Origin of the sequence: Kosakonia oryzae, from assembly GCF_001658025.2 — a bacterium.
GTDB classification, from domain to species: domain Bacteria; phylum Pseudomonadota; class Gammaproteobacteria; order Enterobacterales; family Enterobacteriaceae; genus Kosakonia; species Kosakonia oryzae.
Genome location: NZ_CP014007.2, coordinates 4,463,363 through 4,478,031 on the forward strand (window position 1 = coordinate 4,463,363; position 14,669 = coordinate 4,478,031).

11 protein-coding genes are annotated in these 14,669 nt (G+C 54.0%); 5 read left to right on the plus strand and 6 right to left on the minus strand.

Annotated features, from left to right (window positions below):
• Positions 1 to 35: 35 nt before the first annotated feature.
• From lpdA to pdhR, 4 genes are all read right to left on the minus strand, one after another.
• Entirely contained in the window at positions 36 to 1,460 is a 1,425-nt protein-coding gene (lpdA, locus tag AWR26_RS21175; RefSeq protein ID WP_007373177.1) for a dihydrolipoyl dehydrogenase, read from the minus strand.
• A gap of 203 nt (positions 1,461 to 1,663) precedes the next feature.
• Positions 1,664 to 3,559, minus strand: a complete 1,896-nt coding sequence (gene aceF / locus AWR26_RS21180; protein ID WP_064568417.1) for a pyruvate dehydrogenase complex dihydrolipoyllysine-residue acetyltransferase — start codon at positions 3,557 to 3,559, stop codon at positions 1,664 to 1,666.
• Between the two features lie 14 nt (positions 3,560 to 3,573).
• Positions 3,574 to 6,237, minus strand: coding sequence for a pyruvate dehydrogenase (acetyl-transferring), homodimeric type (gene aceE, locus AWR26_RS21185; protein WP_064568418.1), 2,664 nt, complete (start codon positions 6,235 to 6,237; stop codon positions 3,574 to 3,576).
• A 162-nt stretch (positions 6,238 to 6,399) separates the two neighbouring features.
• Positions 6,400 to 7,164, minus strand: coding sequence for a pyruvate dehydrogenase complex transcriptional repressor PdhR (pdhR, locus tag AWR26_RS21190; RefSeq protein ID WP_043954981.1), 765 nt, complete (start codon positions 7,162 to 7,164; stop codon positions 6,400 to 6,402).
• 532 nt (positions 7,165 to 7,696) lie between these two features.
• On the opposite strand from pdhR, the gene aroP reads away from it, so the two are divergent.
• The 3 genes from aroP to AWR26_RS21205 all read left to right on the plus strand — a co-directional run bounded on the left by aroP (position 7,697) and on the right by AWR26_RS21205 (position 11,597).
• The gene (gene aroP / locus AWR26_RS21195; RefSeq protein ID WP_139227946.1) at positions 7,697 to 9,070 is read left to right on the plus strand and encodes an aromatic amino acid transporter AroP; all 1,374 of its coding nucleotides are present in this window, start codon (positions 7,697 to 7,699) and stop codon (positions 9,068 to 9,070) included.
• A 170-nt stretch (positions 9,071 to 9,240) separates the two neighbouring features.
• The gene (locus AWR26_RS21200) at positions 9,241 to 10,647 is read left to right on the plus strand and encodes a glycoside-pentoside-hexuronide (GPH):cation symporter (RefSeq protein WP_064568419.1); all 1,407 of its coding nucleotides are present in this window, start codon (positions 9,241 to 9,243) and stop codon (positions 10,645 to 10,647) included.
• Positions 10,647 to 11,597, plus strand: a complete 951-nt coding sequence (locus AWR26_RS21205) for a glycoside hydrolase family 43 protein (protein ID WP_064568420.1) — start codon at positions 10,647 to 10,649, stop codon at positions 11,595 to 11,597. The genes AWR26_RS21200 and AWR26_RS21205 overlap by 1 nt, the downstream gene beginning before the upstream one ends.
• 14 nt (positions 11,598 to 11,611) lie before the next feature.
• Here the strand turns inward: AWR26_RS21205 and ampE are convergent, their stop codons facing one another.
• Complete coding sequence (ampE, locus tag AWR26_RS21210) at positions 11,612 to 12,466, minus strand: beta-lactamase regulator AmpE (protein ID WP_043954986.1); 855 nt, start codon at positions 12,464 to 12,466, stop codon at positions 11,612 to 11,614.
• Positions 12,463 to 13,026, minus strand: a complete 564-nt coding sequence (gene ampD, locus AWR26_RS21215; RefSeq protein ID WP_007373168.1) for a 1,6-anhydro-N-acetylmuramyl-L-alanine amidase AmpD — start codon at positions 13,024 to 13,026, stop codon at positions 12,463 to 12,465. Before ampD ends, ampE begins: the two co-directional genes overlap by 4 nt.
• A 129-nt stretch (positions 13,027 to 13,155) precedes the next feature.
• Here ampD and nadC point away from each other — a divergent pair, with 129 nt between their 5' ends.
• Both nadC and ppdD read left to right on the plus strand, forming a co-directional pair.
• Positions 13,156 to 14,049, plus strand: a complete 894-nt coding sequence (nadC, locus tag AWR26_RS21220; protein WP_064569078.1) for a carboxylating nicotinate-nucleotide diphosphorylase — start codon at positions 13,156 to 13,158, stop codon at positions 14,047 to 14,049.
• A 178-nt stretch (positions 14,050 to 14,227) separates the two neighbouring features.
• Entirely contained in the window at positions 14,228 to 14,662 is a 435-nt protein-coding gene (gene ppdD, locus AWR26_RS21225) for a prepilin peptidase-dependent pilin (protein WP_064568421.1), read from the plus strand.
• The last annotated feature ends 7 nt before the right edge of the window (positions 14,663 to 14,669 follow it).

Consider the following 14,669-nt stretch of genomic DNA (forward strand, 5'->3'; position numbering starts at 1 on the left):
ACGCCTCCGAAGAGGCGTTTATTGTCAGCGAAAACTTATTTCTTTTTCGCTTTCGGGTTCGGCAGGTCGGTGATGCTACCTTCGAACACTTCTGCGGCCAGGCCAACAGATTCGTGCAGCGTCGGGTGCGCGTGAATGGTCAGCGCAATATCTTCCGCGTCGCAACCCATTTCGATCGCCAGACCGATTTCACCCAGCAGCTCGCCGCCGTTGGTGCCGACAATCGCGCCACCGATAACGCGGTGCGTCTCTTTGTCGAAAATCAGTTTGGTCATACCGTCAGCGCAGTCGGAAGCGATAGCACGGCCAGAAGCAGCCCACGGGAAGGTGGCGGTTTCGTAGCTGATGCCTTTCTCTTTCGCTTCTTTCTCAGTCAGACCAACCCATGCAACTTCTGGCTCGGTGTAAGCGATAGACGGGATAACTTTCGGATCGAAGTAGTGTTTCTTACCGGCGATAACTTCAGCGGCCACGTGACCTTCATGCACGCCTTTGTGCGCCAGCATCGGCTGACCGACGATATCGCCGATAGCAAAGATGTGCGGCACGTTGGTGCGCAGCTGTTTGTCAACGCGGATGAAGCCACGCTCGTCCACTTCAACGCCTGCTTTGCCGGCATCGAGGTTTTTACCGTTCGGTACACGACCGATAGCCACCAGCACGGCGTCGTAACGCTGCGCTTCAGCAGGGGCTTTTTTGCCTTCCATAGAAACGTAGATACCGTCTTCTTTCGCTTCAACGGCCGTTACTTTGGTTTCCAGCATCAGGTTGAATTTCTTGCTGACGCGTTTGGTGAAGACTTTAACGATATCTTTGTCTGCTGCTGGGATAACCTGGTCGAACATTTCAACCACGTCGATCTCTGAACCCAGCGCATGGTACACGGTACCCATTTCCAGACCGATAATACCGCCGCCCATAACCAGCATACGTTTCGGTACGGATTTCAGCTCCAGCGCATCGGTGGAATCCCATACACGCGGATCTTCGTGTGGAATGAACGGCAACTGAATCGGACGGGAGCCCGCCGCGATGATAGCGTTGTCGAAGTTGATCACGGTTTTACCGTTTTCGCCTTCAACTTCCAGGGTGTTCGCCCCGGTGAATTTACCCAGACCGGTGACCACTTTCACTTTACGGCCTTTCGCCATACCCGACAGACCACCGGTCAGTTGGGTGATCACTTTCTCTTTCCAGGTACGGATTTTGTCGATATCGGTTTTCGGCTCGCCGAATACGATACCGTGTTCAGCCAGCGCTTTGGCTTCTTCGATAACTTTTGCTACGTGCAGCAGCGCTTTAGAAGGGATACAACCTACGTTCAGACAAACACCGCCGAGGGTGCTGTAACGTTCAACGATGACGGTTTCCAGACCTAAATCAGCGCAACGGAAGGCAGCAGAGTAACCTGCCGGGCCTGCCCCAAGTACCACGACCTGAGTTTTGATTTCAGTACTCATCATGACCTCTTATTGATTTCCGGCGGTCAGGGGTACTTCGTGTCGCCCTTCATCCACCGGGACGTTCTATCCGCCCGCAGTTTACAAAAATGTTAACAATTTTGAAACAACAAACGGCAAACGATTTGTCCTTTGCCCCTGATAACCCCAAAAGCCCAATGAGATTATCAGAAAAAAGCCGGCCGTCAGGCCGGCTTTCTCGATTACATCACCAGACGGCGAATGTCCGACAGCATATTGTTGATGATGGTGATAAAGCGCGCACCATCAGCACCGTCAATCACACGGTGGTCGAAGGAGAGCGAAATCGGCATCATCAGACGCGGCACGAACTCTTTACCGTTCCAGACCGGCTCCATTGCAGATTTGGAGACGCCCAGGATAGCGACTTCCGGCGCGTTCACAATCGGCGCAAAGTGGGTGGTGCCCAGGCCGCCGATGCTGGAGATGGTGAAGCAACCGCCCTGCATTTCGCCAGCGGTCAGCTTGCCATCACGCGCTTTTTTGGAGATGACAGTCAGTTCGCGGGACAGCTCAGTAATGCTCTTCTTGTTCACGTCTTTAAAGACCGGAACAACCAGACCATTCGGCGTATCCACCGCCACACCGATGTTGATGTATTTTTTCAGCGTCAGCTTCTGACCATCTTCAGACAGAGAGCTGTTGAAGCGCGGCATTTGCTCAAGCGCTGCAGCAACGGCTTTCATGATGAAGACAACCGGGGTGAATTTCACGTCCAGTTTGCGCTTCTCAGCTTCGGCGTTTTGCTGTTTACGGAACGCTTCCAGATCGGTGATATCGGTTTTATCGAAGTGCGTAACGTGCGGGATCATCACCCAGTTACGGCTCAGGTTAGCACCAGAGATTTTCTGGATACGGCCCAGTTCCACTTCTTCGATTTCACCAAACTTGCTGAAGTCCACTTTCGGCCACGGCAGCAGACCCGGCAGAGAACCACCGGTTGCGCCAGCGGCAGGCGCAGATTCAGCGCGTTTGATCGCCTCTTTCACGTAAGCCTGAACGTCTTCGCGCAGGATGCGACCTTTACGGCCGGTGCCTTTCACTTTCGCCAGGTTCACGCCGAATTCGCGCGCCAGGCGGCGAATCAGCGGCGTCGCGTGGACGTATGCGTCGTTTTCAGCAAAGTCAGATTTGCCTTCAGCTTTCGCCGGTGCCGGTGCAGCCGCCGGTTTTGCCGCCTGAGCAGCAGGAGCCGGAGCCGCAGCAGCCGGAGCGGCGGCAGGTGCAGCGCCTTCCACTTCAAACACCATGATCAGAGAGCCGGTGGAGACTTTATCGCCCACGTTCACTTTCAGCTCTTTTACGGTACCGGCGAACGGTGCCGGAACTTCCATAGACGCTTTGTCGCCTTCTACGGTGATCAGTGACTGTTCAGCGGAAACTTTGTCGCCCACTTTTACCAGCACTTCGGTCACTTCAACTTCGTCACCGCCGATATCCGGTACGTTAACTTCTTTCGGACCAGAAGCCGCTGCTGCCGGCGCGCTTGTCGCAGCCGGAGCTGCCGCCTGTGCCGGAGCCGCTGCCGGTGCAGCGCCTGCAACTTCGAAGATCATGATCAGGGAACCGGTGGAGACTTTGTCGCCGGTGTTGATTTTGATCTCTTTAACCGTACCCGCGAACGGTGCCGGAACTTCCATAGAGGCTTTGTCGCCTTCTACGGTGATCAGAGACTGTTCAGCCGCAACGGTGTCGCCCACTTTGACGAGGATCTCGGTGACTTCAACTTCGTCGCCGCCAATATCCGGTACGTTAACTTCTTTGGCAGCCGCAGCGGCCGGAGCAGCAGCCGGTGCCGCTTCTTTCTTCTCTTCTGCCTTAGCAGGTGCAGCGGCTGCTGCACCATCGGCGGAATCGAAAATCATGATCAGTTTGCCGGTCTCGGTTTTATCGCCGACAGAGACTTTGATCTCTTTAACGATGCCAGCCTGCGGAGACGGGACTTCCATAGAGGCTTTATCGCCTTCTACGGTGATCAGCGACTGTTCAGCTTCAACTTTGTCGCCCACTTTGACCAGGATCTCGGTGATTTCAACTTCATCAGACCCGATGTCCGGTACATTGATTTCGATAGCCATTATCTCTTTACCTCTTACGCCAGACGCGGGTTAACTTTTTCTGCATCGATGTTGAATTTGGTGATTGCTTCCGCCACCACTTTCTTGTCGATTTCGCCACGTTTAGCCAGTTCGCCCAGCGCTGCAACCACCACGTAAGAAGCATCAACTTCGAAGTGGTGACGCAGGTTTTCACGGCTGTCGGAACGACCGAAGCCATCGGTACCCAGTACGCGGTAATCATCAGCCGGTACGTAAGTACGAACCTGCTCAGCGAACAGTTTCATATAGTCAGTAGAAGCCACTGCCGGAGCGTCGTTCATCACCTGAGCGATGTACGGAACGCGCGGAGTTTCCAGCGGGTGCAGCATGTTCCAGCGCTCACAATCCTGGCCATCACGCGCCAGTTCGGTGAAGGAGGTGACGCTGTACACGTCAGAACCCACGCCGTAATCGTTCGCCAGGATCTGCGCGGCTTCACGCACGTGACGCAGAATAGAACCGGAGCCCAGCAGCTGAACTTTACCTTTGCTACCTGCAACGGTTTCGAGTTTGTAGATACCTTTACGGATACCTTCCTCGGCACCTTCCGGCATGGCCGGCATGTGGTAGTTTTCGTTCAGCGTGGTGATGTAGTAGTAAACGTTTTCTTGTTTCTCGCCGTACATGCGCTCCAGACCGTCATGCATGATGACAGCCACTTCGTACGCATAAGCCGGATCGTAAGAGATACAGTTCGGGATAGTCAGCGACTGAATGTGGCTATGACCATCTTCGTGTTGCAGACCTTCGCCGTTCAACGTTGTACGACCGGAAGTCCCCCCAATCAGGAAGCCGCGAGCCTGCTGGTCGCCAGCCTGCCAGCACAGGTCACCGATACGCTGGAACCCGAACATGGAGTAGTAGATGTAGAACGGGATCATCGGCAGATCGTTGGTGCTGTAAGAGGTCGCAGCCGCCAGCCAGGATGCGCCGGCACCCAGTTCGTTGATACCTTCCTGCAGGATCTGACCTTTTTCGTCTTCTTTGTAGTAAGCAACCTGCTCACGGTCCTGCGGGGTGTACTGCTGGCCGTTCGGGCTGTAAATACCAATCTGACGGAACAGACCTTCCATACCGAAAGTACGCGCTTCGTCGGCGATAATCGGAACCAGGCGATCTTTGATCGATTTGTTCTTCAGCATCACGTTCAGAGCACGAACGAAAGCGATAGTGGTGGAGATCTCTTTGTTCTGCTCTTCCAGCAACTGGGAGAAATCAGACAGCGCAGGCAGTTCCAGCTTCTCGGTGAACTTCGGCAGACGAGACGGCAGGTAGCCTTTCAGCGCCTGGCGACGTTCGTGCAGGTATTTGTACTCTTCAGAGCCTTCCGGGAAGGTCAGGTAAGAGAGATTTTCAACCTGCTCATCGGTTACCGGAACATTGAAACGGTCGCGGATATAACGCACGCCGTCCATGTTCATTTTCTTAACCTGGTGGGCAATGTTTTTGCCTTCAGCGGTATCACCCATGCCGTAACCTTTAATGGTATGGGCCAGGATAACAGTCGCTTTGCCTTTGGTTTCCTGCGCTTTTTTCAGTGCAGCATAGATTTTCTTCGGATCGTGACCGCCACGGTTCAACGCCCAGATCTGCTCATCAGTCCAGTCTGCAACCAGCGCTGCGGTTTCCGGATATTTACCGAAGAAGTGCTCACGAACGTAGGCGCCGTCTTTGGATTTGAAGGTTTGATAGTCACCGTCAACGGTTTCGTTCATCAGCTGGATCAGTTTACCGCTGGTATCTTTACGCAGCAGCTCGTCCCAACGGGAACCCCACATCACCTTGATCACGTTCCAGCCAGCACCTGCGAAGATGCCTTCCAGTTCGTTGATGATTTTACCGTTACCGGTTACCGGGCCATCCAGACGTTGCAGGTTACAGTTGATGATGAAGCACAGGTTGTCCAGTTTTTCACGGGTAGCGATAGTGATCGCACCTTTGGATTCCGGCTCATCCATCTCGCCATCGCCGAGGAAAGCGTAAACGGTTTGTTCAGAGGTATCTTTCAGGCCACGGTGTTCCAGATATTTCAGGAACTTCGCCTGGTAGATCGCACCAATCGGGCCCAGCCCCATGGATACGGTCGGGAACTGCCAGAATTCCGGCATCAGTTTCGGGTGCGGATAAGATGACAGGCCTTTGCCGTGCACTTCCTGACGGAAGTTGTTCATCTGCTCTTCAGTCAGACGACCTTCAACGAACGCACGCGCGTAGATACCCGGAGAGATATGGCCCTGGAAGTAAACCAGATCGCCGCCATCTTTCTCGTTACGGGCGCGGAAGAAGTGGTTGAAGCAAACTTCATATACGGTCGCAGAAGACTGGAAGGAAGCCATGTGGCCGCCCAGCTCAAGGTCTTTTTTAGAGGCGCGCAGAACCGTCATGATTGCGTTCCAGCGGATAGCTGAACGAATACGGCGTTCCAGTTCCAGATTGCCAGGATATTCCGGCTCATCTTCAACGGCAATAGTGTTTACATAGTTGCTCGCCCCTGTGCCAGCTGCCACTTTCACACCGCCTTTGCGGGCTTCAGAAAGGAGCTGGTCAATCAGATACTGAGCACGCTCAACACCTTCTTCACGGATGACCGATTCGATCGCCTGTTGCCAGTCGCGAGTTTCGATCGGATCCACGTCATTTTGGAAACGTTCTGACATGGGGGGTATTCCTTATCTATCTAATACGTTGATTTGTCTGGAACCTGTCCCATTGCACCCTTCGGGAAAGATGCAATAAGACAGGTTCTGCGTTTAGTTGCCGCGCTCTAAAGTTTGGCGCTGGTGTCACAACTCTTCCGGCACAAACTGCGCCAGAAAATCTTAATTCTTTCTCTGCTCTAACCGACGCAGCGAGCGTTCACGACGGCTCTGCTCACGGCTTCTGTCCAGCAAAATCTCTTCGATAAACGCCAGGTGGCGGTGCGACGCTTCACGCGCCTCTTCCGGCTGCCCGGCCATGATCGCCGCAAAAATACTTGAGCGATGGTTGCTGACCAGCGGGAGCATCTCCCGGCGTGCGTACAGCAATTCGAAGTTCTGCCGGACGTTTTGCGCCAACATGGGCTCCATGCAGCGTAGCAAATGAAGCAGCACGACATTGTGTGCCGCTTCGGTTACGGCAATTTGATACTGCACGACAGCACTGGACTCCGCGTCCAAATCCCCGGACTGCTGCGCCAGTTCAATCGCCTGGTGCAGCTCGCTGATACGCGCTTTATCTTCATCTGTGCTGCGCAGCGCTGCGTAATAGGCCGCAATGCCTTCTAATGCATGGCGGGTTTCAAGCAGGTCAAACTGGGATTCGGGATGATCGTTGAGCAGCTCTACCAGCGGATCGCTGAAGCTCTGCCACAGACTGCTCTGGACAAAAGTCCCGCCACCCTGGCGACGAAGGAGCAGACCTTTCGCTTCGAGGCGCTGAATGGCCTCGCGCAGTGAAGGACGAGAAACATCGAACTGTTTCGCCAGTTCGCGTTCTGGAGGAAGTTTTTCACCGGGACGCAAGGTCCCTTCGAGAATCAAAAACTCCAGTTGCTGCTCAATCACATCGGAGAGTTTTGGTTGGCGGATTTTGCTGTAGGCCATGGTTCCCTGTCTCTGCCATTCGCCGGAGTAAATTGGTCTTACCAATTTCACGTTCTTGACGCTAAAGTAACAAAGTATTCACCTTCTGTCCATACAGGTTTTGATTGAAATCAGGAAACCACGCACATTTTAACAATCATACAGAAATGACGTTTCAAAGATGTAACCTTGCACAAATGTCCCATTTACCACGAAAGAGGCAGTTTTAACTTTATTGAAACGCCAGTTAAGGCATATGAACCGATTCAGTTGATTTATTTTTGATTGTTTATGCAATTTATTTGCATAAAAACAAAATAAGTAGTCGGAAAGGGAGTAGTTGGGGTACTGACAAACGGTTTCTTTTTCATCAGTCGTCATAACAGCTTCATAAAGCAGATGCATTCACGCGCACTTACCACTATTCTTGGCACTACGAAAGAGCCAGACGAAAAATCACGTCCGCAATTCGTAAATAATAAAATACAAAAAATGGAATTTATTTCTTACACGCAAACGACAGCGTAAACATAATAACCACACACGAGGTTTCATGATGGAAGGTCAACAGCACGGCGATCAGCTAAAGCGCGGCCTTAAGAACCGCCATATTCAGCTTATTGCGCTGGGTGGCGCTATTGGGACTGGCCTTTTTCTGGGCAGCGCATCGGTCATTCAATCCGCCGGCCCCGGTATTATTCTGGGCTACGCCATTGCAGGTTTTATCGCCTTTCTGATCATGCGTCAGTTGGGCGAAATGGTCGTGGAAGAGCCAGTAGCCGGTTCATTTAGCCATTTTGCTTACAAATATTGGGGTAGCTTTGCCGGTTTTGCTTCTGGCTGGAACTACTGGGTGCTGTATGTGCTGGTGGCGATGGCGGAACTGACCGCGGTCGGTAAGTATATTCAGTTCTGGTGGCCGGAAATCCCAACCTGGGCCTCTGCTGCGGCCTTCTTTGTCATCATTAACGCCATCAACCTGACCAATGTGAAAGTGTTTGGTGAGATGGAGTTCTGGTTTGCCATTATTAAGGTGTTCGCGGTTGTCGCCATGATCGTTTTCGGCGGCTGGCTGCTGTTCAGCGGTAGCGCTGGCCCGCAGGCGACCGTACGTAACCTGTGGGAACAGGGCGGCTTCCTGCCACACGGTATCGGTGGGCTGGTGATGATGATGGCGATCATTATGTTCTCGTTTGGCGGTCTTGAGCTGGTGGGGATCACCGCCGCAGAAGCCGATAACCCGGAACAGAGCATTCCAAAAGCCACCAACCAGGTTATCTATCGTATCCTGATTTTCTATGTTGGCTCACTGGCGGTACTGCTCTCGCTGATGCCGTGGACCCGCGTAACGGCAGATACCAGCCCGTTTGTACTGATTTTCCACGAACTGGGTGACTCTTTCGTCGCCAACGCGCTGAACATTGTGGTACTGACAGCAGCGCTCTCTGTTTATAACAGCTGCGTCTACTGCAATAGCCGTATGCTGTTTGGCCTGGCGAAGCAGGGTAACGCGCCGAAAATGCTGCAAAAAGTGGATAAACGCGGCGTGCCGGTGAACACCATCCTGACTTCCGCGCTCTTCACCGCGCTGTGCGTGCTGATCAACTACTTTGCACCGGAATCGGCGTTCGGTCTGCTGATGGCGCTGGTGGTTTCCGCGCTGGTGATCAACTGGGCGATGATCAGCCTGGCGCATATGCGTTTCCGTCGCGCGAAACAGTTGCAGGGCGTGACGCCACGCTTCCCGGCGCTGTTCTACCCGCTGGGCAACTGGATCTGCCTGCTGTTTATGGCCGCTGTGCTGGTGATCATGCTGATGACGCCTGGCATGGGGATTTCGGTCTATCTGATCCCGGTATGGATTGCCGTGCTGGGTGTCGGCTATCTGTTCAAACAGAAAAATGCAAAAGCCGTAAAAGCCAGTTAATTCCTGTCTTGCCCCCTTTCTCCACGCGGGAGAGGGGGTTACCGCAACGTTACCTCCCTCACACTTTCTTTTACATAGCTATTTTGTCCATCTCCCCACGCTGATTCTGCTACGCAAACGAAAATTTGCAGGCAAATAATTCATACCATATATCAATGGGAGAATCGGCAATGGGCAACAACAAGCTGTCTGTTAAAGAAAAGATCGGCTATGGCATGGGAGACGCCGGATGTAACATCATCTTTGGCGCAATCATGCTGTTTGTTAACTATTTCTATACTGATATTTTCGGTCTCGCTCCGGCGCTGGTTGGCGTCCTGCTGCTGTCGATTCGTGTGATTGATGCGGTTACTGACCCGCTGATGGGCGCAATCGCGGACCGCACGCAAAGTAAATACGGGCGCTTCCGCCCGTGGTTACTGTGGATTGCGGTTCCCTATGCTGTATTCAGCGTATTGATGTTTACCACGCCGGACTGGGCCTACAGCAGCAAAGTTATCTATGCCTTCGTCACCTACTTCCTGCTGTCGCTTACCTATACCGCCATTAATATCCCCTATTGCTCGCTGGGCGGCGTTATTACCAATGATCCGAAAGAGCGCGTTGCCTGCCAGTCGTACCGCTTTGTGATGGTCGGCATTGCCACGCTGCTCCTGTCATTAACGCTGCTGCCGATGGCGGAGTGGTTTGGCGGCGCAGATAAAGCCAAAGGCTACCAGATGGCGATGGCAGTGCTGGCATTTATCGGTATGTGCATGTTTTTGTTCTGCTTCGCTACCGTGCGCGAACGTATTCGCCCGGCGATACCGACCAATGACGATCTGAAAAATGATTTAAAAGATGTGTGGAAAAACGACCAGTGGGTGCGCATTCTGCTGCTGACGCTGTGTAACGTCTGCCCTGGCTTTATCCGCATGGCGGCTACCATGTATTACGTGACCTGGGTTATGGGGGAAAGCACCCACTTCGCCACGCTGTTTATCAGCCTCGGCGTCGTGGGCATGATGCTCGGCAGCATGATGGCGAAGGTACTCACCGATCGCTGGTGCAAGCTGAAAGTCTTCTTCTGGACCAATATCGTGCTGGCGTTCTTCTCCTGCGCCTTCTACTTCTTTGATCCCCATGCCACTACGCTGATCGTGGTGCTCTACTTCCTGCTCAATATCCTGCATCAGATCCCTTCCCCGCTGCACTGGTCGCTGATGGCAGATGTCGATGATTATGGCGAGTGGAAAACCGGTAAACGTATTACTGGCATCAGCTTTTCCGGCAACCTGTTTTTCCTGAAAGTCGGGCTGGCGATCGCCGGGGCGATGGTCGGTTTTCTGCTCTCCTGGTACGGTTACGACGCCGGAGCCAAACAGCAGAGCGCCAGCGCCATCAACGGCATCATGCTGTTGTTTACCGTGATCCCGGGCGTCGGTTACCTGATTACCGCCGGCGTGGTTCGCTTGCTGAAAGTCGACCGCGAATTGATGAAACAGATCCAGGCGGATCTGGAAAAACGTCGCATCAACTACCATGCGCTGACCGATCGTCAGCACGTACCGGCAGGCGACAACGTAAGGAACGCATAATGAAAGAGTGGCCGAATCCGTTTATCGAACAACGCGCGGATCCCTTTATTCTGCACCATGAGAATGTCTACTATTTTGTCGCCTCCGTGCCGGAGTATGACCGGCTGGAGATCCGCCGCGCTGCCACGCTGGAGGGGCTGCGTCATGCCGAAGGCGTGGTCGTCTGGCGCAAGCCGCAAAGCGGGCCGATGAGCGAGCTAATCTGGGCGCCGGAACTGCATCATATTGACGGTAAATGGTATCTCTATTTTGCCGCGACCTGGACGAAAGCGCTGGATGCGCTGAATATGTTCCAGCATCGCATGTTTGTGCTGGAGTGCGCCGATGCCGATCCGCTCAGCGGAAAATGGCTGGAAAAAGGCCAGGTGAAAACCCCGTTTGATACTTTCGCCCTCGATGCCACAACCTTTGTCCACCAGGGCAAACGCTGGTATCTGTGGGCGCAAAAAGCGCCGCACATCGCGGGAAACTCCAACCTCTATCTGGCGGAAATGGAAAATCCATGGACGCTCAAAGGTGAGCCGGTGATGCTGAGCAAGCCGGAATTTGACTGGGAGTGCCGGGGTTTTCTGGTGAATGAAGGCCCGGCTGTCCTGTTCCACGACGACAAGCTGTTTATCAGTTACTCGGCCAGCGCCACCGATGAGAACTACTGTATGGGGCTGCTGTGGATTGATATTACCGCTAACCCCCAGCTCGCGGAGAACTGGCACAAATCACCGCAGCCGGTGTTCAGAACCAGCCACGAAAACCGTCAGTATGGCCCTGGCCACAACAGCTTTACGCAAACGCCGGAAGGGGAAGTTGTGCTGGTGTATCACGCGCGGAACTACAACGAAATTGAGGGCGACCCGCTCTACGATCCCAATCGCCATACCCGTCTGAAAACGATTCGCTGGCAAGAAAACGGGATGCCTGATTTCGGCATCCCGGCTGCGGATAATCAGTAAACTGCGGCACGCAATCAGATTAGCGTGCCGTAAATCGTCAACAATGCGACCACAACAACCAGCACCAGCGAGGTTTTCTTCGCCATCGACACTGCGGCTTTCGGCGTTTCGACTTTGTCCATATGCGGCTCGCGCGCCAGTGAGAACTGCGCGAGGCGCGTCAGCACCTGGTATTGCGATGTATGGCCGTCGCCAAGAGAAGCAAACCAGGCGGGCAGCGCCTTTTCGCCGTGCCCAACCAGCGCGTACACCACGCCAGCCAGCCTGACGGGCACCCAGTCCAGCACATGTAAAATGGCATCAATGCCTGACTGCTGACGTTCGTTAGGCGTCTGGTAACGCGCCAGCCACGACTGCCAGGCTCGCAAGAACGCATAACCCGTCAGCAGCACCGGCCCCCAGTATGCGCCGACAATAAACCAGAACAGCGGCGCCAGATAAAAGCGGAAGTTGATCCAGACCAGCGCGTTTTGCAGTTCGCGTAAAAACTCACGCTCATTACACCCCGGCGGTACACCGTGTATCAGCGTTAACTCATTCGCCATCGCATTATGGGCATGGCTGTCATTACGTGCCGCCGCTTTCAAGTAAGCGTGGTAGTGCAGACGCACCTTACCCGCGCCAATGCATAACACACCAATCAGGATCCAGACCACCAACAACGGTACGTTGAAAAACAGCCCCTGCAGCGCACGCAGGATCAGAAAAGTCACCAGCATCGCCAGCACTGTCATCAACAGCGTACGGAACATGGAGTAACGCTTAACCCGCCGGAACAGCGCTTCCAGCCGGTGATCCAGTTGCCAGTGCTCTCCCAGTTTAAACAGCCGTTCTGCTGCCAGCACCAGCAGCATGGTGAATAACGTCATGGCATCTCCTTTTCTGACGAACCGGCGACCAGCGCACGGAATCTGGCCCAATCGAAAGCCGGACCGGGATCGGTCTTCCGTTGCGGCGCAATATCGCTGTGGCCGGTCATATTGTTGGCAATCGACGGATAAAGCTCAATGAGCGTTCGCGTCACCGCCGCCAGTTGCTGATACTGCGCGTCGGTATACGGCAGATTATCGGTGCCTTCAAGCTCGATCCCAATCGAGAAATCATTACAGCGTTCCCGGCCGTGATAAGAGGATACGCCTGCATGCCAGGCGCGTTTATCGAAAGGCACATATTGCACAACCTCACCATCACGGCGAATCAGGCAGTGCGCGGAAACGCGCAGATGAACAATTTCGGCGAAAAAGGGATCGGCATCGGGATCGAGCGTGCCGGTGAACAACGCGTCTATCCACGGGCCGCCAAATTTGCCGGGCGGCAGGCTAATATTATGTACCACCAGCAGTGAAGGCTGTTCATCGTCCGGGCGGCAATCAAAATGGGGAGACGGCACGTGCCGCGCTTCTACCAGCCAGCCCTTGCGTAACGGCATAAGGAACTCCTTTAAGAGGATGGTGCTAAAACACGCTTCAGAGTAGCATGTCCGGGCGGTGCCCCGTAATGGTCTCCCGAACAGGACATCGCCTAACTTTGTGATTCGTTACCCTTTTTGGAGTTTATCATGCCGCCTCGCCGCTATAACCCCGATCTTCGACGTGACGCGCTGCAAAAACGCATCGAACTGGATATTCCCGCCGCTGTCGCCCAGGCGCTGCGTGAAGATTTGGGCGGAGAAGTTGACGCCAATAACGACATTACCGCGCAATTATTACCGCCAGAGAACCGCTCGCATGCAGTGGTTATTACCCGTGAAGACGGCGTATTTTGCGGTAAACGCTGGGTTGAAGAGGTTTTTATCCAGTTGGCCGGCGACGACGTAACGCTGACCTGGCACGTTGCAGATGGCGACACGATCCGCGCCGATCAACCGCTTTTTGAACTGGAAGGCCCTTCCCGCGTACTGCTAACTGGCGAACGCACGGCGTTGAACTTTGTGCAAACGCTCTCCGGCGTAGCCAGCGAAGTACGGCGCTATGTGGATTTGCTCAGCGGCACCAAAACCCAGCTTCTCGATACGCGTAAAACGCTGCCGGGCCTGCGCACCGCGCTGAAATATGCTGTGCTGTGCGGCGGCGGCGCCAACCACCGTCTGGGACTTTCCGACGCGTTTCTGATCAAAGAGAACCATATCATTGCTGCTGGCTCCGTTCGCCAGGCGGTGGAAAAAGCGTTCTGGCTGCACCCCGATGTTCCGGTGGAAGTGGAAGTTGAAACACTGGAAGAGCTGGACGACGCGCTGAAAGCAGGCGCTGACATCATCATGCTGGATAACTTCAAAACCGAACAGATGCGCGAAGCGGTTAAACGCACCAATGGCCAGGCGCGGCTGGAAGTTTCCGGCAATGTAACGAACGAAACGCTGCGTGAATTCGCCGAAACCGGCGTCGATTATATCTCCGTTGGCGCACTGACCAAACATGTGCGCGCCCTCGATTTGTCGATGCGTTTTCGCTGAATCGACCCTTCAAAGAAACGGGCCACTGGCCCGTTTTTGCGAGCGCCCTTCCACGAATAATGTGACACTTTGCAAAAGCGATAAAAGTGCCGGAAGCCATTTTCCCAAAATCATTTTTGCCTCTCGTCCACTGATTCATCCGCTGACACAGTAACGGCTCTGCATAAGGAGCTGTTTAATGAAACGACAACAAGGATTTACCTTAATCGAACTGATGGTGGTAATTGGCATCATTGCGATCCTGAGCGCCATCGGTATTCCTGCCTACCAAAACTACCTGCGTAAAGCCGCCCTCACCGATATGTTGCAAACGTTTATTCCGTACCGTACGGCCGTTGAACTTTGCGCGCTGGATCGTGGCGGCGTGGAGAGCTGCGATGCCAGCAGCAACGGCATACCCGCCCCCACCACTACCCGCTATGTTTCGGCGATGAGCGTAACAAAAGGCGTGGTCTCGCTAACCGGGCAAGAGAGCCTGAATGGGCTGAGCGTGGTGATGACGCCCCAGTGGAGCAACGCCGACGGAATGCAAGGCTGGGCGCGCAGTTGCAACATTCAGGCAGACAGCTCGCTTCAGCAGGCTTGTGAAGACGTTTTCCGGACCGGCAAGTAAGGAGCGC

Bases quoted from the DNA above. Each gene is read 5' to 3' on its own strand.
- aceF (WP_064568417.1), bottom strand. From the start codon at position 3,559: ATGGCTATCGAAATCAATGTACCGGACATCGGGTCTGATGAAGTTGAA.
- ppdD (WP_064568421.1), top strand. From the start codon at position 14,228: ATGAAACGACAACAAGGATTTACCTTAATCGAACTGATGGTGGTAATT.
- AWR26_RS21205 (WP_064568420.1), top strand. From the start codon at position 10,647: ATGAAAGAGTGGCCGAATCCGTTTATCGAACAACGCGCGGATCCCTTT.
- ampE (WP_043954986.1), bottom strand. From the start codon at position 12,466: ATGACGTTATTCACCATGCTGCTGGTGCTGGCAGCAGAACGGCTGTTT.
- pdhR (WP_043954981.1), bottom strand. From the start codon at position 7,164: ATGGCCTACAGCAAAATCCGCCAACCAAAACTCTCCGATGTGATTGAG.
- AWR26_RS21200 (WP_064568419.1), top strand. From the start codon at position 9,241: ATGGGCAACAACAAGCTGTCTGTTAAAGAAAAGATCGGCTATGGCATG.
- lpdA (WP_007373177.1), bottom strand. From the start codon at position 1,460: ATGAGTACTGAAATCAAAACTCAGGTCGTGGTACTTGGGGCAGGCCCG.
- aceE (WP_064568418.1), bottom strand. From the start codon at position 6,237: ATGTCAGAACGTTTCCAAAATGACGTGGATCCGATCGAAACTCGCGAC.
- ampD (WP_007373168.1), bottom strand. From the start codon at position 13,026: ATGCCGTTACGCAAGGGCTGGCTGGTAGAAGCGCGGCACGTGCCGTCT.
- nadC (WP_064569078.1), top strand. From the start codon at position 13,156: ATGCCGCCTCGCCGCTATAACCCCGATCTTCGACGTGACGCGCTGCAA.
- aroP (WP_139227946.1), top strand. From the start codon at position 7,697: ATGATGGAAGGTCAACAGCACGGCGATCAGCTAAAGCGCGGCCTTAAG.